This window comes from Pseudomonas sp. Snoq117.2, assembly GCF_900110545.1.
Taxonomy (GTDB): domain Bacteria; phylum Pseudomonadota; class Gammaproteobacteria; order Pseudomonadales; family Pseudomonadaceae; genus Chryseomonas; species Chryseomonas benzopyrenica.
The window spans coordinates 213,195-232,136 of sequence record NZ_FOED01000003.1; the positions used below are offsets into that span (position 1 = coordinate 213,195).

Consider the following 18,942-nt stretch of genomic DNA (forward strand, 5'->3'; position numbering starts at 1 on the left):
CTGTCACACGACGTGATTAGGCTCTGCGCCATGAAATCCCCGGTACCTCCGTCCCCGCCCGATCCTCGCGGCCCTGCTCGGCTGGACTTCAACACGCCTGCTCTGCGCCGGCGGCGACGTTGGCGGGCGCTGCAGGATCGACTGGTACGGGGCTCGGTGCTGGCCGGCGGCCTGGCCGTGCTGGCCACCATCACCCTGATCTTCTTCTATCTGGCCTATGTGGTGCTGCCGTTGCTGCGCGGTGCCAGTCTCGAAGCCGAGCCGCTGTCGCAACCCGCTTGGCTGGCAACGGCCGGGGCGCCGCTGCTGTTGGGTGTCGACGAACAGAATCGCCTCGGCCTGCACCTCTCCCAGGGCGGCGAAGCGACGTTCTTTACCCTGGCCGACGGCCAGCCGGTCATCCGCGAGCGCCTGCCGTTGCCGCCTGGCGTCACCATCAGCAGCCAGGCCCAGGATGCCCCCCGTGGGCTGATCGCCCTGGGTCTGTCCGATGGTCGCGTGCTGGTGGCGCACAAGCGCTATGTTTCCCGCTATCCCCAGGGCGAGCGGGTCATCACCCCTGAATTGGACTTCCCCTACGGGCGCGAGCCCCTGGACCTGGGCGCGCCGCGCGCGGCCCTGGAGCGGGTCGCCATCGCTGGCGACGAGGGCCTGCTGGTGCTGGCCGGGGCCCAGGGCAACCGGGTGACGGCGCTGCGTCTCGGCGGGTTGGCGACTCCGGTGACCGGCGACCAGGCCACGCCGGTCCGCACCTCGATCACACTCGGGCCGCTCAATGCCGCAGTCAAGGCCATTCACCTCGATCCTCGCGGCCGCTGGCTCTATGCCCTCAATGGCCGCGCCCAGGCGGATGTCTTCGACCTGCATGACGGCAGTCTCAACGGCCACTACAAGCTGCTCGACGCCGCCGACAACGAGGTCACCGCCAGCGCCCAGCTGCTGGGCGGCGTATCGCTGCTGGTGGGTACCGCCAAGGGTGGCGTCAGTCAGTGGTTCATGGTCCGCGGCCAGGATGGCGAACCGGTGCTGAGGCATATCCGCGATTTCCAACTAGGCACGGCGCCCATCGTCCAGCTGGTGCCCGAGCAGCGGCGCAAAGGCTTCGTCGCGCTGGATGCCGCCGGTGAACTCGGGGTCTTCCACAGCACCGCCGGGCGCACCCTGCTGCGTGAGCAGCTCGCCCCCGCCGCCGGGGTGCTGGCGCTGTCGCCGCGCGCCGACCGGCTGCTGCTGGAAGAGAACGGTCGGCTGCTCGGCTTCCGCCTGGATAATCCGCACCCGGAAGTCTCCTGGTCGGCGCTCTGGGGCAAGGTCTGGTACGAGAATTACGAAGCACCGGCGCGGGTCTGGCAGTCCAGCGCCGCCACCGCGGACTTCGAACCCAAGCTGAGCCTGGCGCCGCTGACCTTCGGCACCCTCAAGGCGGCCTTCTACGCGATGCTGTTCGCCGCGCCCCTGGCCATTGCCGCAGCGATCTATACCGCCTACTTCATGGCGCCGCGCATGAGGCGCACGGTCAAGCCGGTCATCGAGCTGATGGAGGCCCTGCCCACGGTGATCCTCGGCTTCTTCGCCGGACTGTTCCTCGCCCCCTTCGTGGAAAATCACCTGCCGGGGCTGTTCAGCCTGCTGTTGCTCCTGCCGCTGGCCATCCTCGCCGCGGGCTTTGGCTGGTCGCGCCTGCCGCTCACGCTACGCGAGCGGATCCCGGAAGGCTGGGAAAGCCTGCTGCTGTTGCCGGTGGTGGTGCTGACCACCGCCCTGGCGCTATGGCTCAGCCCCTCGCTGGAAGGGCTGCTGTTCGCCGGCGACCTGCGCCTCTGGCTGAGCCAGGAGCTGGGCATCGCCTATGACCAGCGCAACGCCCTGATCATCGGGCTGGCCATGGGCTTCGCCGTCATCCCCAACATCTTCTCCATCGCCGAGGATGCCATCTACAGCGTGCCACGCAGCCTGACCCTGGGCTCGCTGGCGCTGGGCGCCACCCCCTGGCAGACCCTGACGCGGGTGGTGCTGCTCACCGCCAGTCCGGGCATCTTCTCGGCGTTGATGATCGGCCTGGGCCGCGCCGTCGGCGAGACCATGATCGTGCTCATGGCCACCGGCAACACCCCGATCATGGATGCCAACCTGTTCGAGGGCATGCGCACCCTGGCGGCCAACATCGCCGTGGAGATGCCGGAATCCGAGGTGGGCGGCACCCATTACCGGTTGCTGTTCCTGGCCGCGCTGGTGCTGCTCAGCTTCACCTTCCTGATGAATACCCTGGCCGAGTTGATCCGCCAGCGGCTGAGGAAAAACTATGCGGCCCTCTAGCACCGGCGCGCCGCAGCGGCAGGGCGTTGGACGGCGGCGCTCCCTGGGCGTCTGGCTGCGTGGCGGTGCGCCCGGGGTCTGGCTCAGCGCCGGCGCCGTGGCCATCGCCGTGCTCATGACCCTGGGGCTGATCGGCATCCTCGCCGTGCGCGGCCTGGCGCATTTCTGGCCGGCCGAGGTGGTGCAGGCGCGCTACACGCCGCCGGGCCTGGAAGCGCGCCTGGTGCTCGGCCAGGTGGTGGAACAGGAGACGATCCCGGCCGAGCGGCTGCGCAGTGCCGGGGTGACCCTGCCGCCGGACAGCGGCGAAACCCTGACTCGCGAACTCTTCAAGCTGGGCAATCGCGATCTCTATGGCAGCGACTTCGTCTGGCTGGTCGGCGACTGGCTGCGCGATCGCCAGACCCCGGCCGACGCCCTGGTGCTGGAGCGCCGCGAATGGGGCAACTTCTACGGCTATGCGCTGGAGGTCCGTGAAGAGGGACGCCAGGTGGCCAAGGGCGCCGCGGCGGTGCCCGAACTGCAGCGCCGCCTGCTGCGCACCCGCGACCTGAGCGAGCGCCTGGAGCGCCTGGAAAAGCAGGATATCGGCGGCGTCAATCATGCCCTGGAGCGGCTGCGCCTGGAGGGCCGCGGCCTGGAGCTGGACGGGCGTCTCGACGCCGCCGCCCAGGCCGACCTCGCCGCCCGCCGCGCCGAGCTCGAAGCCCGTTACGGCGAGCTGGAAGACCAGTTGGCCAGCCTGCGCCAGGAGCGCCGCCGCGACAGCGTGGTGCTGCGCGACGTCGAGGGCCGCACCCTGGAACTCAATCTCGCCCGCATCGTGCGCGCCTATCAGCCCAACGCCATGGGCCTGGGCGCCAAGCTCGGCTTCTATGGCAGCAAGCTGTGGGAATTCCTCAGCGCCGATCCGCGCGAGGCCAATACCGAGGGCGGGGTCTTCCCGGCCATCTTCGGCACCGTGATGATGACCCTGCTGATGGCGGTGATCGTCACCCCCTTCGGCGTCATCGCCGCCATCTACCTGCGCGAGTACGCCCGCCAGGGCCCGCTGACCCGTACCATCCGCATCGCGGTCAACAACCTCGCCGGGGTGCCGGCCATCGTCTATGGCGTCTTTGGCCTGGGCTTCTTCGTCTATGTGCTGGGCGGTTCGCTGGACCAGCTGTTCTTCCAGGCCAGCCTGCCCACGCCGACCTTTGGCACCCCGGGGCTGCTGTGGGCCTCGCTGACCCTGGCGATCCTCGCCGTGCCGGTGGTGATCGTCGCCACCGAAGAGGGCCTGGCGCGCATTCCCCGCAGCATCCGCGAGGGCTCCCTGGCGCTGGGCGCGACCCAGGCCGAGACCCTGTGGAAGGTGGTGCTGCCGCTGGCCAGCCCGGCGCTGATGACCGGGCTCATCCTCGCCGTGGCCCGCGCCGCCGGCGAGGTGGCGCCGCTGATGCTGGTGGGGGTGGTCAAGCTGGCGCCTTCGCTGCCGCTGGACGGCAACTATCCCTATCTGCACCTGGATCAGAAGATCATGCACCTGGGCTTCCACATCTATGACGTCGGCTTCCAGAGCCCCAACGTGGAAGCCGCCCGCCCGCTGGTCTACGCCACCGCCCTGCTGCTGGTGCTGGTGATCGCCGGGCTGAACCTGTCCGCCGTGTTCCTGCGCAACCGGCTGCGCGAAAAGTACCGGCTGCTGGAAGAATAGTATGGTGCTTCAGAAGTTAACTACACGATTTTGGCGGCGCTTTTTCGGCGTGGACGGCGTTGCCACTCCTCGCCATAGCCCTGCTATGACTCGTCGCGGCGCCTGGCCCCCATCGGAGCGCCGAACCGCCAAAAATCACTCGCCAAATCTCGTGCGAACTTCTGAAGCGCCATACTAGCGCCCGCGGCCGAGGAGACCCCATGCCTTCCGATTCCTCCATCTTCAGAACCGCCGCCGCCTACGCGGCCAGCGCCCTGCCTGCGGCGAGCGAAGGTGGCGTGGCCCTGTCGGTGCCGCGGCTCAATCTGTTCTACGGCAAGAAGCAGGTCTTGCAGGACATCGCCCTGGAGATCCCGCGCCAGCGCGTCACCGCCTTCATCGGTCCCAGCGGCTGCGGCAAGTCGACCCTGCTGCGCTGCTTCAATCGCCTGAACGACCTGGTGGAAGACTGTCGCATCGACGGCGAGATCCTGCTCGATGGGCAGAACATCTATGCCCGCGGCACCGAGATCGCCGAGCTGCGGCGGCGGGTGGGCATGGTGTTCCAGAAGCCCAATCCCTTTCCCAAGAGCATCTACGAGAACGTGGTCTACGGCCTGCGCATCCAGGGCATCAAGCAGAAGCGGGTGCTCGACGAAGCGGTGGAGTGGGCGCTGCACGGCGCGGCGTTGTGGGACGAGGTCAAGGATCGCCTGCACGAGTCGGCCCTGGGCCTCTCGGGTGGCCAGCAGCAGCGCCTGGTGATCGCCCGCACCATCGCCGTGCAACCCGATGTGCTCCTGCTCGACGAACCCTGCTCGGCGCTGGATCCCATCTCCACCCTCAAGGTGGAAGAGCTGATCCACGGACTGAAACAGCGCTACACCATCGTCATCGTCACCCACAACATGCAGCAGGCGGCGCGGGTGTCCGACTACACCGCCTTCATGTACTTGGGCCAGTTGGTCGAGCACGGCGACACCGACACCCTCTTCACCAATCCCGCGAAGCGGCAGACCGAAGACTACATCACCGGCCGCTACGGCTAGTTCCAGGCAGGCCGGTGCCCCACCCGGCGACTCGATCCTCTCAGGCAGGACTGACAGCATGATCAACAAAGAAGGCCACACGCAGCACATCTCCCAGCAATACAACGTCGAACTGGAAGAGGTCCGCAGTCACCTGCTGGCCATGGGCGGTCTGGTGGAAAAGCAGGTCAGCGACGCCGTGCGCGCGGTGATCGATGCCGATGCCGGCCTGGCGCGCCAGGTACGCACCATCGATGACCAGATCGACATCATGGAACGCGGCATCGACGAGGAATGCCTGCGCATCCTCGCCCGTCGTCAGCCGGCGGCCTCCGACCTGCGCCTGATCATCAGCATCTCCAAGTCGGTGATCGACCTGGAGCGCATCGGCGACGAAGCCTCCAAGATCGCCCGCCGCGCCATCGAGCTGACCGAGGACGGCGAGGCCCCGCGCGGCTACGTCGAGGTTCGCCACATCGGCGAGCAGGTGCGCAAGATGGTCCATCAGGCGCTGGACGCCTTCGCCCGCTTCGACGCCGAGCTGGCCCTCTCGGTGGCCCAGTACGACAAGCTGATCGACCGTGAATACAAGTCCGCGCTGCGCGAACTGGCTACCTACATGATGGAAGACCCGCGCTCCATCTCGCGGGTGCTGAGCATCATCTGGGTATTGCGCTCTCTGGAGCGGGTCGGCGACCACGCGCGCAACATCGCCGAGCTGGTGATCTACCTGGTCCAGGGCACCGACGTACGGCACATGGGCCTCAAGCGCATGGCCGAAGAGGTCAATCGGTCGCGCGAATGATCCGCCCGGTCACTCCCCGGGTGGCGCTGCGGAGCCGCCTGCTATGCTGGAAGACTTGGCATGGAGTGACCGATGAGCAAGTTGAACGTACTGGTGGTGGATGATGCGCCCTTCATTCGCGATCTAATCAAGAAGGGTCTGCGCAATCTGTTTCCCGGGCTCGTGGTGGACGAGGCGGCCGATGGTCGCCGCGCCCAGACGATGCTCGGCAAGCAGCGGTTCGACCTCATCCTCTGCGACTGGGAAATGCCCGGCATGACCGGTCTGGAGTTGCTGTCCTGGTTTCGTGCCCAGCCGGACCACCAGGGCGTGCCCTTCATCATGGTCACCAGCCGCGGCGACAAGGAAAACGTCGTCCAGGCCATCCAGGCCGGCGTGTCCGACTACATGGGCAAGCCCTTCTCCAACGAGCAACTGGCGGCCAAGGTCAAGAAGGCCCTGCAGCGCACCGGCAAGCTCGCCGAGTTGCAGGCCGGCGCCCAGCCGCGTCCGGCCACCGGCTTCGCCAATGACTCCCTCGGCGCCCTGACCGCCGGCCGCAGCGATGTGGTCCAGCCCGCCGCCGCACCGGTCGCGGCGCCAGTCGCTTCCTCCAGTGCCGCTCTGCTCACCGGCGCCGCGCCGCCGGCACCTGCCCGCGGCAAGGCGGCCGCCAATTTCGGCCAGGGCCAGCTGCGCCTGCCCAACGCCAGCATGGCCTGCCTGATCAAGGCCATCAGCCTCAAGGAAGCCCTGCTGGTGGTCCGCCGCGGCGATCCGCTGCCGCAGATCCTGGAAACCGCCGTGCTCGACCTGGAGCAGGGCGAAGACGGCAACGACGTGGCGCGCCTCAATGGCTATCTGCATTCCCTCGCCGCGCTGGAAGCGACGCCGGCCAGCGAGTGGGTGCAGGTCAACTTCCGCTTCATCGACCGTGACCCGGCCAAGCTCGACTACCTGTCGCGGCTGATCGCCAAGGGCACCGCCCAGCGGCACTACGTGCCGGGCGCCTGAAGAGGGCGACGCCATGAGGGGGCTGGCACGGAGACTGCTTCGCGCTCAGGTATCGCGGATTTCTGACGCCCTGCCCATGCTCCTTGCCCGTCACCTGCTGCTGCTGTCGTTGACCCTTGCGGGTCCCGCCCTGGCGGCGCCCATCTACAAGTACGTCGATGCCAATGGCGTGGTCACCTACACCGACAAGGCGCAGAAGGGCGCCAAGGTGATGACCTTCAGCGACGACCCCATCGAGCGGCTGGACCAGCGGGTCAAGTTGCAGCCGCGGCACTATGCCGGCGGCACGGTGCTGGAGGTGCGCAACGACAGCTTTCTGCCGGTGACCGTCACCCTGCGCCTGTCGGCGCTGCAGAATGTCAGCGGGGTGGGCGAGGCGCCGATTCGCAAGGTCCTGCCGGCGCGCAGCCTGACCCGCCTGGCGACCCTGATCGCGCCGGATCCCAGTCGTCCGCAGCGCTACACCCCCCAGCTCACCACCCTGATGGGCAGTGCCACCCCGGTCTTCGCCTCCGGTTTCGCCTATCCGCTGCCCTGGCTGGGCGGGCCCTTCAACGTCAGCCAGGGCGCCGGCGGCGGTTTTAGCCACAACACGCCCAAGAGTCGCTATGCGGTGGACATCGCCATGCCCGAGGGCACGCCCATCGTGGTCTCGCGCGCCGGCCAGGTGGTGGAGGTGGAGAACGCCCAGGACGGTCGCGGCAACCACCCCTCCGGCAACTTCGTGCGCATCCTCCACGACGACGGCACCATGAGCGTCTACCTGCACTTGCAGCGCGGTTCGATCAAGGTCACCGAGGGTCAGTGGGTACGCACCGGCCAGGCCCTGGCCGCTTCAGGCAACACCGGGCGCAGCACCGGGCCGCACCTGCACTTCGTGGTCCAGCGCAACACCGGCGAGGCGGTCGAATCCATTCCCTTCCGCTTCGCCCAGGCGGTGGACAGCTTGCCCAACTTCGCCGTCGGCGGACCTTGAGAGCCTGTTCAAAGGCTGCTGCGCGTCGGTCAAACGGCGTTGAAAAGCCCCTGGAAGGCCAGCCCCGCCTGGGCGGCCCCGTCGCCATGCTCATTTACCATCGGTAAACCCGAGCGCGGGTCCGATCCGCTTCCTCAGGGCTTTTCGTGGGTCGCCTAGGCGTTGTTTGGCTCTGGCTCGCGAGCCTTTGAGCAGGCTCTTACCCTCGTCCAGTTTCAGCCCTGGGCGTCGAGGTACTCGCTCGGCGACACTCCCAGCACCCGGCGAAACATCCGGGTAAAGGCCGAGGGCGAAGCGTAGCCGAGATCCAGGGCCACCCGGGTCACCGGCTCGCCGGCGGCCAGCCGCGGCAGGGCCAGCATCAGCCGGGTGTGCTGGCGCCAGGTGGAAAAGCTGGTGCCGGTTTCCTTGAGGAACAGTCGGGCCAGGCTGCGCGAGCAGAGGTGCAACTGCTGCGCCCAGGTCGCCAGGGCCGTATCGTTGGCCGGATCGGCGTGCAGCGTGGTCTGGATGGTCTGCAGCCGGCGATCGGCCAGCGCCGGCAGGTGCAGGGCCGTCTCTTCGAGAAACACCAGTTCCGCCAGCATCAGCGCCCGCACATGGCTGCCCAGCTCGGCCTCGCCATAGGAGGTACCGCCGCGTCGCAGGCAGCGCAGCAATTCGCGCAGCAGCGGCGAGATGAGCACCATGCGGGTGGCCGCCTCGGGGCAGGGCAGGCCGCTCGGCAATTCGATGATCACCACCTGCAGGGTGGCCTCGCCGTTGGCCCGCGCCTGGTGCTCGACGCGGGGCGGAATCCAGATCGCCTGCTTGGGCGGAACGTACCAGACCCCTTCGTGGGTGGTGACCTCCAGCACGCCGTTGACCGTGTACATCAGGTGCGCCTGATCGTGCACATGCGGCGGCCACGCCTGGCCGTGGGCGAAGGTGCCAAGCTGGGATACCAGCGGCCCGGCGGGCGAGATAGGCGCATCCGCAGCCACGCTTCGCGCCGGGTCGATTGTCTGTTCCTGCATAGCGGCTGTCCGTTTCGGTTGGGCAGGGTCAAGGTGCCAGGACCTAACCTGCAGCACTATGGCCGGAGCATTGGGCGCGCCCAAGAGGTGATCCCTCTGCACGCCGAAAACCTGCCTCTTGCGGGAGTGTCGCACAGAACACCCGCCGCTTGGCTGACCTGCCTGAACCATCAGGCCTGTATTTGAACTACCGTCCGATCGGTGGCAGCGTGGCACAGGGATTTGAGTGCCACGCTTTTTTATTCGCGACGATGCTTTGCCAGCGGCTTCACAAAGCCGCGGTTTGACCATCGCCCGCCTCGCGCGGCTTTGTTAGGTTCTGTCCTTGCCCATCATGGTGGCCCTATGCCATGGACCGACGCCTGACCGCCCTGATCACCTGCCTGACCCTCGCCCTGGCCGTGCCTGCCGTTGCGCCGGCTGCCGAAAAGGCGACCCTGACCAAGACCTCCGCCAAGAGCCCGGCCCGCAAGGGGCAGGTCAAGCTCAAAGTCCGCAACGGCAGCGAAGGTCGCATCTTCGAAGTCCGCAACGATTTCGACGTGCCCGTGCGCGTCGAACTGCGCCTGCAACGCACCGTCAACGTGGCCGGTGCCGAGCGCCCGATCCGCCAGGTCATCGAGCCGCGCTCCACGGTGCAGCTGGCGGTGATCCGCAAGCGCCAGCAGGGCTTTCCCATGCACTTCGACCAGGCCTTCAGCTACAGTCCGCAGCTGCCGGTCGGCACCCTGCCGTCGCTGGCGACGAATGTCGCGAGTGGTGCCGACAACGGCATCGGCTATGGTTACGCCTGGCCCTGGCGGCAAGGGGTCTACTACGTGACCCAGGGCGCTGGGGGCGATTTCAGCCACAACACGCCCAAGGGGCGCTATGCGGTGGACATCGCCATGCCCGAGGGCACGCCGATCAGCGCCGCTCGCGCCGGCACGGTGATCGACGTCGAAAACGGCCAGTTCGGCCATGGTCCCAACCCCTCCGGCAACTTCGTGCGCATCGCCCACGAGGACGGCAGCCAGAGCGCCTACCTGCACCTGCGCCGCGGTTCGGTCAAGGTGCGACCCGGGGAGCGGGTGGAGATCGGCACGCCCCTGGCGGAGTCGGGCAACACCGGCCGCAGCACCGGTCCCCATCTGCATTTCGTCGTCCAGGCCCACACGGGCGGTGAAATGGTCTCCATTCCCTTCCGTTTCGTGCGGCCGCTGGCGGCCCTGCCCAACATGGCGCTGGGCGACCGCTGAGTCCGCGCTTCAGGGCGTTCCAGACAGGCTGACGCCACCGGGCCCATCCAGGGCCCAGGCACCCTGTCGCCTGTAGAAATCCCTTGGCAGGACCAGGCTTGGTGGCGTTATGCTATCACCACGCTATTTCCTCCAGGCCGCGGGCTCTACCGCGGCCTTTTCTTCCTTCAGGCTCTGGATGCCGCCCTATGAAAGGATTCCTGGCCGTCCTGTGCGCCGGTGGGCGCAATCGGGCTTTGCATCTGCTGGTCCTGTTGCTGATCGCCCTCGACGGCCAGGCGCAGGTGCTGCGCCTCGACGATCCGGCGCGCAGTTACGATCCCCGACCGGCACTGGAGATTCTCAAGGCGCCCGCCAGTCTGACCTTTGCCGAGGCCGCCGCGCGTCCAAGCGGTGGCGAAAACGGCTGGCATGCGCCCGATGAACTGGAAATGCTGCTCCATGACGGCCGCCAGGGCCTCTGGCTGCGCTTTGCCATCCAGAGTCGCGACGACCAGGCCTGGTGGCTGATTCCGACCTGGCCGGTGCTGGATCGTCTGGACCTGCGCACCCGCGGAGCCGATGGTCGCTGGAGCCCGCTGCAGCGCAGCGGCCTGGCGCTGCCGGCGACGCAACGGGCGCTGCCCGGGCGCCAGCTGATGTTCGCCCTGGCGCCGACCGCCGGCGCCGTGGAGGAGGTCTACCTGCGGCTGGATTCGCGGGAGACCTTTATCCTGCCGCTGCGCCTGGTGACCCCGGCCATCTATCTGCGCGAGGCCCAGCAGGATGCCTGGCTGGTCGGCAGCTTCTTTGGCTGCCTGATCACCATCCTGCTGCTGACCCTCACGCTGTGGGGGTTCGGCCGCCGCTCGGGCTTTGGCTGGTATGCCCTCTATCTGCTCAGCGTCATCGGCTATCAGGCGGTCACCAGCGGCTATGGCGCCTGGCAACTCTGGCCGGAGAGCCCGGCCTTCGCCCTGCGTGCGCACCTGGCCTTCGCCGCCCTGTGCTTTCTGAGCGGCGGGTTGTTCGTGCGCTATCTGCTCAGTCTCTATCACGGCGGCCGGTGGATCGACTTTGGCAATCGTCTGCTGATCGGCTACTGGAATGTGACGCTGGTCGTCACGCTGATCTGGCCGCACCTGCTGAGCTTCCAGGAAATGCTCGGCATGATGGCGCTGAGTTGCCTGGGCCTGCTGGGCACCACCACCTACCTGGCGCTGCGCGGTAGCCGCATGGCGTTGTGGTTCAGCGCCGCCTGGGCCCTGCTGTTGCTGGGCAGCGCGATCCAGCTGCTGGCTGTGGCCGGCTGGCTGGCCGCCGACAGTCCGGCTTTCCATGGGCAGATAGCCGGTTTCACCCTGGGCTTCGTGATGCTGTCGCTGGGGCTCACCGAGGGCCTGAGTCTGCAGCGGCGGGCGCGAATCGAAGCCCAACGGCAGGCCCTGGAAGCCTCCAACGCCCTGGCCCGCGAGCGCGAAGCCTCCTTTGTCGAGCTGGAATTGCGGGTGGCGCTGCGCACCGTGGAGTTGCAGCAGGCCAAGGCCAGCCTCGAGCGGCTGAATCGCGAACTCTTGCACCAGAGCCAGACCGATTCCCTGACCGGGCTCGGCAATCGCCGGCATTTCGAGCGGGTCTTCCAACAGGAGATCCGCCGCGCCATCCGTGCCGAACTGCCGCTGGCGGTGCTGCTGGTGGACCTCGATCACTTCAAGGCGGTCAACGACACCCATGGCCACACCCTGGGCGACGAGTGCCTGAGGTGCGTGGCCGAGGTGTTGCGCCAGCACGTCCAGCGCGCGGGGGAGGTGGCGGCGCGCTATGGCGGCGAGGAATTCGTCATTGCCTTGCCCGGCAGCGACCGGGCGGCGGCCGAGCTCCTGGCCGAGCGTATCCGCCAGGAGGTAGCGGGGCTGGAGTTGCAGACCGAGCAGGGGCGCTTGCGTCCGTCGGTCAGCATCGGTGTCGCGGTGACCGTGCCGAGCAATCTCGAGCACGGCCTGGGCCTGCTGGAAGACGCCGACCGGGCGCTCTATGCAGCCAAGCGCGGTGGGCGCAATCGCGTCTGCCTGAGCGACGGTCTGCCGGAACTGGGCAGCGGACGCGGCTGAGGCCGCGTCGCCTCAGCGCTCCTCCGGCTGGCGCCGGCGGACGTCCTTGGGGTCCAGCTTGATGACCTTGGCCAGGACGATCTTGGGACCCTTCATCTTCTTGACGATGATGCGCAGGCCTTCGGCCTCCAGCACCGTCTCCTCTTCGGGAACGCGCTTGAGGCTATCGTAGATCAGGCCGGCCAGGGTCTCGGCCTCGACGTGGTCCAGGTCGATGCCCAGCAGGCGCTCGACCTTGAACAGCGGGGTGTCGCCACGCACCAGCAACTTGCCCGGCTGATAGGCGACCACGCCGCGTTCGGTCTTGCGGTGTTCGTCCTGGATGTCGCCCACCAGCACCTCGAGCACGTCCTCCATGGTCAGGAAGCCGATGACCTTGTGGTCGGCTTCCTCCACCAGCACGAAGTGCGCACCACCGCGGCGGAACTGCTCCAGCAGGTCCGACAGCGGCATGTGCTTGGTCACCCGTTCCAGCGGACGCACCAGGTCGTCGAGGTCGAAGGAGGCGGCTTCGCTGTCCAGGCCGGCGATGGCCAGGAGCAGGTCCTTGATGTGCAGCACCCCGGTAAAGGTCTGGCTATCTTCGTCATAGACCGGGTAGCGACTGTACTTGGAGCGGCGGATCTGGGTGAGGATCTCCTCCAGGCTGGCCTTGCTGTCCAGGTAGATGAGGTCTTCGCGGGAATTGGCCCAGTCCACCACCTCCAGCTCGCCCAACTCCACGGCCGAGGCCAGCACCCGGGCGTCCGGGTCGGTGGCGCGGTTGGAGTGCAGGATCAGCTTGAGCTCGTCGCGGCTGTAGTGGTGTTCGTGGTGCGCGCCCGGCTCGCCCTGGCCGGCGATGCGCAGGATGCCATTGGCACTGGCGTTGAGCAGCCAGATGGCCGGGTACATCAGCCAGTAGAAGAGGTACAGCGGCACCGCCGTCCACAGCGACAGCAGATCGGGCTTGCGGATCGCCCAGGACTTGGGCGCCAACTCGCCGACCACGATGTGCAGGTAGGAGATGATGAAGAAGGCCGAGAAGAAGGCGACGCCGTGGATCACCTCGGGGCTGCGAACGCCGGCGGCGCCGAGCAGGGGTTCGAGCAATTCGGCGAAGGCCGGCTCGCCGACCCAGCCCAGGCCCAGGGAGGCCAGGGTGATGCCGAGCTGGCAGGCGGAAAGGTAGGCGTCGAGCTGGTTATGCACCTTCTTGAGGATGCGCCCGCGCCAGCCGTGCTTCTTGGCGATGGCCTCCACACGCGTGGCGCGCAGCTTGACCATGGCGAACTCGGCGGCGACGAAGAAGCCGTTGAGCAGCACGAGGAAGAAGGCGAAGAACACGAGGCCGAGATCGGCGAACAACGTCGAGGCGAGACTGGTGGAAGGGTCCATTAGGGCCGGGAGCTGGAAAAAGGTCGGCTAAGCATGGGGGCGGGGCAGGGCAGTTGCAAGATGTTACGCCCGCCGAGGGGACGGGGGCATGCTGCGGGCTGACGGACAGCGGCTCTGGCACTGACCTTTGCCGGCGGGACCTTTTATCTAGGTCCAGCCTTCCAGACGCATGGTCGCCCGCACCAGCCGCTGCTCTTCCTGCTCGATCTCGCGCAGGCTGTCCCTCACGCTGTGGATATGGTCGCGGGCGGCGGCGTGGGCCTCGTCGGGCAGGCGTCCACTCACCGCGGCATAGAGGCGGGCGTGCTGGGCATCGATCTCGCGGCGTTGCGGCGGGCGATGGTAGAGATTGGCGATGCAGGCGAACACCGAGCCCAGCAGCAACTCGTTGAGCGACTGCAGGGTGTGCACCAGCACCGGGTTGTGCGAGGCCTCGCTGATCGCCAGGTGGAAGGCGTGGTCGAGGCGGGCATGGGTTTCCGCGGGCAGGCTGGCCGGATCCTGGCAGGCGGCGCAGAGCTCCTCGTATCGTCGCCCGATCAGTACCAGGTCGGCGGTGGTGGCGCGCAACGCGGCCAGGCGCGCGGCTTCGCCCTCCAGCAGGGCGCGTACCTCCAGCAGGTCGTAGAGGGTACGCGGCTGGCTGCTGAACAGGTGCAGCAGGGGATTCTCCGCCGCCGGCGCCGCCAGGCGGGCGACGAAGCTGCCCTGGCCGTGGCGCGTTTCTATGATGCCGCGGGCGCGCAGCAGGCCCAGGCCCTCGCGCAGGGCGGTGCGGGAGACGCCGAGCTTGTCGCACAGGCGCCGCTCGGACGGCAGCGGCTGGCCGACCTTGAGCACCCCGTCCACCACCAGACGTTCGATCTGCTGACTGACGTTCTCGGCGACGGGAAGGCGGGGGGCGGGTGCAGACATGGAGGTTCCTGCTGGTATGACCACAAGGTTTCGCTTTAGTGAGCCATCGGCCGGATTCGCCGTCAAGCAGGCTGAAAGCGGGTAATCCTTTGGTCGAAGAGGGTGAAAAAACTGGTATGACCAGTGGTTTGAGCGATGGACTCGCCGTCAAGTCTCGGGGTACAACAAAGCCTCTCCAGCCAGAACAACAACAATGGCGGTTACCCGATGAGCCTGGTCTACGACGAACGTCTCGACGGCGCCTTGCCCCGCCCGGACAAGGCGCAACTGCTGCAGCGGTTGCGCGCTGCGCTGCCCGAGCACTGCCTGCTGCACGACAGGGAAGACCTCAAGCCCTACGAATGCGACGGCCTGGCGGCCTATCGCACCACGCCACTGCTGGTGGTGCTGCCGGAAACGGTGGAGCAGGTGCAGGCGACCCTGCGCCTCTGCCATGAGCTGAACGTGCCCCTGGTGGCGCGCGGTGCCGGCACCGGGCTTTCCGGCGGCGCCCTGCCGCTGGAGCAGGGCGTGCTGCTGGTGATGGCGCGCTTCAATCGCATCCTCGACGTGGACCCCGATGGCCGCCGTGCCCGGGTCCAGCCTGGAGTGCGCAACCTGGCCATCTCCCAGGCCGCGGCACCCCACGATCTCTACTACGCCCCCGATCCCTCGTCGCAGATCGCCTGCTCCATCGGCGGCAATGTGGCCGAGAACGCCGGTGGCGTGCACTGCCTGAAATACGGCCTGACCGTGCACAACGTGCTGGCGGTGGAGATCGTCACCCTGGAGGGCGAACGCCTGACCCTGGGCAGCGCTGCCCTGGACAGCCCCGGCTTCGACCTGCTGGCGCTGTTCACCGGCTCCGAGGGCCTGCTCGGCGTCGTGGTGGAGGTGACCGTCAAGCTCTTGCCCAAGCCGCCCTGTGCCCGGGTGGTGATGGCCAGCTTCGCCGACATCGAGCGTGCCGGCGCCGCGGTGGCCGACATCATCGCCGCCGGCATCATCCCTGGTGGGCTGGAGATGATGGACAACCTGACCCTGAGAGCCGCCGAGGACTTCATCCACGCCGGCTACCCGGTGGACGCCGCGGCCATCCTGCTCTGCGAGCTGGACGGGGTGGAAGCCGACGTGGCCGCCGACATCGAGCGCGTCAGCAGCCTGCTGGCGGCCGCCGGTGCCACCGAGATCCGCCTGGCCCGCGACGAGGCCGAGCGGCAGAAATTCTGGGCCGGGCGCAAGAATGCCTTTCCCGCGGTGGGGCGGCTGTCGCCCGACTACTACTGCATGGACGGCACCATCCCACGCCGCGCCCTGCCCGAGGTGCTGCGCGGCATCGAGGCGCTGTCCGCGGAATACGGCCTGGCGGTGGGCAACGTCTTCCACGCTGGCGACGGCAACCTGCATCCGCTGATCCTCTTCGATGCCAACCGGCCCGGCGAATTGGAGCAGGCCGAGGCCCTGGGCGGGCGCATTCTCGACCTCTGCGTGGCGGTGGGCGGCACCATCACCGGCGAACACGGGGTGGGGCGCGAGAAGATCAACGCCATGTGCACCCAGTTCCAGCCGGGCGAGCTGACCTTCTTCCATGCGGTGAAGGCGGCCTTCGACGCCCCCGGGCTGCTCAACCCCGGCAAGAACGTGCCGACCCTGCACCGCTGCGCCGAATTCGGTGGCCTGCACGTGCATCACGGCCAGTTGCCCCACCCCGAACTGGAGCGTTTCTGATGGACAGCCTGGAACTGCTCCTCGATCAGGTCCGAGAGGCCCTGGTCCGTCGCCAGCCGCTGCGCATCCATGGCGGCGATACCAAGGCTCATCTGGGTCGCCCGGTGGACGGCGAGCCGCTGGACGTCAGCGGCCATCGCGGTCTGGTGCACTACGACCCCACCGAGCTGGTGGCCACGGTGCGCACCGGCACGCCGCTGGCCGAACTCAATGCCGCCCTGGCCGAGCAAGGCCAGATGCTGCCTTGCGAACCGCCGCAACTGGGGGAGGGCGCCACGGTCGGCGGCACCCTGGCCTGCGGTCTCTCCGGTCCGCGCCGGCCCTGGGCCGGCAGCCTGAGGGACTTCGTCCTGGGCACGCGGTTGATCACCGGCACTGGCGAACACCTGAGATTCGGCGGCGAGGTGATGAAGAACGTTGCCGGTTACGACGTCTCCCGCCTGCTGGCCGGCAGTCAGGGGTGTTTGGGGGTGGTCACCGAGGTGTCCTTCAAGGTGCTACCCAGGCCGCGCTGCACCCAGAGCCTGAGTCTGGAACTGGACGCCGAACGCGCCCTGCAGCGCCTCGCCGTCTGGGGTCGCGAAGCCCTGCCGATTTCGGCGGCCTGCCATGACGGCCAGCGCCTGCACCTGCGCCTGGAAGGCGGCGAAGGTTCGGTACGCTCGGCGGTCGATCGCCTGGGCGGTGAAGCCCTGGGCGAGGCCTTCTGGGACGAGCTCAACGAGCAGCGCCTGGCCTTCTTCGCCGGCCCCGCGCCGCTGTGGCGACTGTCGGTACCGGTCAATACGCCACTCCTGGAGCTGCCCGGTACCCGGCTGCTGGACTGGGGCGGTGCCCAGTACTGGCTCAAGAGCGATGCCCCGGCCACGGTCCTGCGCGAGATCGCCGAGCGCGCCGGTGGTCATGCCCTCTGCTATGCGCCGGACGCCGAGCGTGAGGCCCAGCATCCGCTGCCCGCCGCGCTGCTGGACTACCACCGCCGCCTCAAGGCGCGCCTGGACCCCCAGGGGATCTTCAATCCGGGTCGGCTGTACGCCGGGCTCTAAGGGAGCGACCTATGCAAACCAATCTGAGTCCCGCTGCTCGTGAATTGCCCCGCGCCGCTGATGCCGAGCGGGTATTGCGCAGCTGCGTGCATTGCGGCTTCTGCAACGCCACCTGCCCGACCTACCAGCTGCTTGGCGATGAGCTGGACGGGCCTCGCGGGCGCATCTACCTGATCAAGGGCATGCTCGAAGGCGGCGAGGTCAGCGAAAAGACCCGCGAACACCTCGACCGCTGTCTGACTTGCCGCAACTGCGAGACCACCTGTCCCTCGGGCGTCTCCTATCACGAATTGCTCGACATCGGCCGCGCCGAGGTGGAGCGCCGGGTGCCGCGGCCCCTGGCGCAGCGCCTGCTGCGCGCCGGCCTGCGCCAGGTGCTGCCGCAGCTGCGGCTGTTCGGCGCCCTGCTGAAAGGCGGCCAGACCCTCAAGCCGCTGTTGCCGGCCAGCGTCCAGGCCAAGCTGGCAGCGCGCATCGCCGCCCCGGGTGTGCGCCCAGCACCGCGCCATGCCCGGCGCATGCTGATCCTCGAAGGCTGCGTGCAGCCGGGGCTGTCGCCCAATACCAATGCCGCCACCGCGCGGGTGCTGGATCGCCTCGGCATCAGCCTGGACGCCGCGCCCCGCGCTGTTTGCTGTGGCGCGGTGGACTATCACCTCAATGCCCAGGAAGCCGGCCTCGATCGCGCCCGGCGCAATATCGACGCCTGGTGGCCGGCGCTGCAGGGCGGCGCCGAAGCCATCATCCAGACCGCCAGCGGCTGCGGCGCCTTCGTCAAGGAGTACGCCAGCCTGCTCAAGGACGACCCGGCCTATGCCGCCAAGGCCCGCGAGGTCTCGGCGCGCACCCGCGACCTGGTGGAGGTGCTGCGCGAGCTCCCGCTGGAAGAGCTGCGGCTGAAGGACACGCCGCGGCTGGCCTTCCACTGCCCCTGCACCCTGCAGCACGCCCAGCGCCTCGGCGGCGCCGTGGAGGGCGTCCTGCAGCGCCTCGGCTTTCCGCTGGCGCCGGTGCCGGACGGTCACCTCTGCTGCGGTTCGGCCGGCACCTATTCGCTGACCCAGCCGGACTTGTCGCGGCGGCTGCGTGACGCCAAGCTCGATGCCCTGGAAAGTGGTCACCCCGAGGTGATCGCCACCGCCAACATCGGTTGCCAGAGCCATCTCGACGGCGCTGGGAGAACTCCCGTGCGCCACTGGATCGAAATCCTCGACGCGGCCCTGGCCGCTCCGACCCATCCCTGAACCCTGGAGGCCCCATGAAGACCAAAGCCGTGCTCACCCTTGCCGAGATCGACACCCTGCTGGCCGCCGGGCGTGCCGAAGCCGAGCGCCAGGGCTGGGCCGTGTGCATCGCCGTGGCCGACGACGGCGGTCATCCGCTGGCCCTGCTGCGTCTCGACGGCGCCGCGCCCAACAGCGCCTACATCGCCCCGGAAAAGGCCCGCAGCGCCGCCCTGGCGCGCAAGGAGTCCAAGGTGCTGGAAGAGATGATCAACAACGGCCGCACCGCCTTTCTCAGCGCGCCGCTGATGCAGGGCATGCTCGAAGGCGGGGTGCCCATCCTGGTGGACGGCCAGGTGGTGGGCGCGGTCGGCGTCTCCGGCGTCAAGGCCCCGGAAGATGCCCAGGTCGCCAAGGCCGCCATCGCCGCCCTCGGCTGATCGCCTGCCCACGATCTGCTGCACGTCGGCCAGGCTGTGTTGAAAACCGCCTCGGAATGCTCATTTACCTTTCGTAAACTCCGCTTCCTCGGCT

At 68.1% G+C, this 18,942-nt stretch carries 15 protein-coding genes; 12 read left to right on the forward strand and 3 right to left on the reverse strand.

All coding sequences use genetic code 11. The features are described from left to right. Window positions 1–30: 30 nt before the first annotated feature. The 6 genes from BMZ43_RS10430 (at window position 31) to BMZ43_RS10455 (ending at window position 7,796) form a co-directional block, all read left to right on the forward strand. Window positions 31–2,316: an ABC transporter permease subunit gene (locus tag BMZ43_RS10430; protein ID WP_177344801.1), complete on the forward strand. Its 2,286-nt coding sequence runs from the start codon at window positions 31–33 to the stop codon at window positions 2,314–2,316. Next, the gene (pstA, locus tag BMZ43_RS10435; RefSeq protein ID WP_093253204.1) at window positions 2,303–4,015 is read left to right on the forward strand and encodes a phosphate ABC transporter permease PstA; all 1,713 of its coding nucleotides are present in this window, start codon (window positions 2,303–2,305) and stop codon (window positions 4,013–4,015) included. The genes BMZ43_RS10430 and pstA overlap by 14 nt, the downstream gene beginning before the upstream one ends. 200 nt (window positions 4,016–4,215) lie before the next feature. Next, window positions 4,216–5,043, forward strand: coding sequence for a phosphate ABC transporter ATP-binding protein PstB (gene pstB, locus BMZ43_RS10440; RefSeq protein WP_093253208.1), 828 nt, complete (start codon window positions 4,216–4,218; stop codon window positions 5,041–5,043). 58 nt (window positions 5,044–5,101) lie between these two features. Next, on the forward strand, window positions 5,102–5,827 hold the full coding sequence (phoU, locus tag BMZ43_RS10445; RefSeq protein ID WP_007161478.1) for a phosphate signaling complex protein PhoU: 726 nt from the start codon (window positions 5,102–5,104) through the stop codon (window positions 5,825–5,827). 72 nt (window positions 5,828–5,899) lie between these two features. Then, a complete protein-coding gene (locus tag BMZ43_RS10450; protein ID WP_017639284.1) occupies window positions 5,900–6,820 on the forward strand; it encodes a response regulator in 921 nt (306 codons plus the stop codon). Between the two features lie 76 nt (window positions 6,821–6,896). Next, window positions 6,897–7,796: a peptidoglycan DD-metalloendopeptidase family protein gene (locus tag BMZ43_RS10455; protein ID WP_093253211.1), complete on the forward strand. Its 900-nt coding sequence runs from the start codon at window positions 6,897–6,899 to the stop codon at window positions 7,794–7,796. A gap of 215 nt (window positions 7,797–8,011) precedes the next feature. On the opposite strand, the gene BMZ43_RS10460 is transcribed toward BMZ43_RS10455, so the two are convergent. Next, entirely contained in the window at window positions 8,012–8,812 is an 801-nt protein-coding gene (locus tag BMZ43_RS10460; protein WP_093253216.1) for a helix-turn-helix transcriptional regulator, read from the reverse strand. Between the two features lie 350 nt (window positions 8,813–9,162). On the opposite strand from BMZ43_RS10460, the gene BMZ43_RS10465 reads away from it, so the two are divergent. Together BMZ43_RS10465 and BMZ43_RS10470 are read left to right on the forward strand one after the other, a co-directional pair. Then, window positions 9,163–10,050, forward strand: a complete 888-nt coding sequence (locus BMZ43_RS10465) for a M23 family metallopeptidase (RefSeq protein WP_093253219.1) — start codon at window positions 9,163–9,165, stop codon at window positions 10,048–10,050. Window positions 10,051–10,238: 188 nt separating this feature from the next. Beyond that, entirely contained in the window at window positions 10,239–12,140 is a 1,902-nt protein-coding gene (locus BMZ43_RS10470; protein WP_017639288.1) for a sensor domain-containing diguanylate cyclase, read from the forward strand. Between the two features lie 12 nt (window positions 12,141–12,152). Here the strand turns inward: BMZ43_RS10470 and BMZ43_RS10475 are convergent, their stop codons facing one another. Together BMZ43_RS10475 and glcC are read right to left on the reverse strand one after the other, a co-directional pair. After that, entirely contained in the window at window positions 12,153–13,517 is a 1,365-nt protein-coding gene (locus BMZ43_RS10475; protein WP_093253223.1) for a hemolysin family protein, read from the reverse strand. Window positions 13,518–13,664: 147 nt separating this feature from the next. Beyond that, entirely contained in the window at window positions 13,665–14,432 is a 768-nt protein-coding gene (gene glcC / locus BMZ43_RS10480; protein WP_093253226.1) for a transcriptional regulator GlcC, read from the reverse strand. Between the two features lie 207 nt (window positions 14,433–14,639). Between glcC and glcD the strand changes: the two genes are divergently transcribed. Genes glcD through BMZ43_RS10500 form a run of 4 tightly spaced genes read left to right on the forward strand, consistent with a single transcriptional unit; the run spans window position 14,640 to window position 18,848 of the window. Next, on the forward strand, window positions 14,640–16,139 hold the full coding sequence (glcD, locus tag BMZ43_RS10485; protein ID WP_093253229.1) for a glycolate oxidase subunit GlcD: 1,500 nt from the start codon (window positions 14,640–14,642) through the stop codon (window positions 16,137–16,139). Continuing rightward, complete coding sequence (gene glcE / locus BMZ43_RS10490) at window positions 16,139–17,185, forward strand: glycolate oxidase subunit GlcE (protein WP_093253231.1); 1,047 nt, start codon at window positions 16,139–16,141, stop codon at window positions 17,183–17,185. Before glcD ends, glcE begins: the two co-directional genes overlap by 1 nt. 11 nt (window positions 17,186–17,196) lie before the next feature. Then, window positions 17,197–18,429 (forward strand): glycolate oxidase subunit GlcF, encoded by a 1,233-nt coding sequence (gene glcF / locus BMZ43_RS10495; protein ID WP_093253234.1) that lies wholly within the window; start codon window positions 17,197–17,199, stop codon window positions 18,427–18,429. A 14-nt stretch (window positions 18,430–18,443) separates the two neighbouring features. Next, window positions 18,444–18,848, forward strand: coding sequence for a heme-binding protein (locus BMZ43_RS10500; RefSeq protein WP_017639294.1), 405 nt, complete (start codon window positions 18,444–18,446; stop codon window positions 18,846–18,848). The last annotated feature ends 94 nt before the right edge of the window (window positions 18,849–18,942 follow it).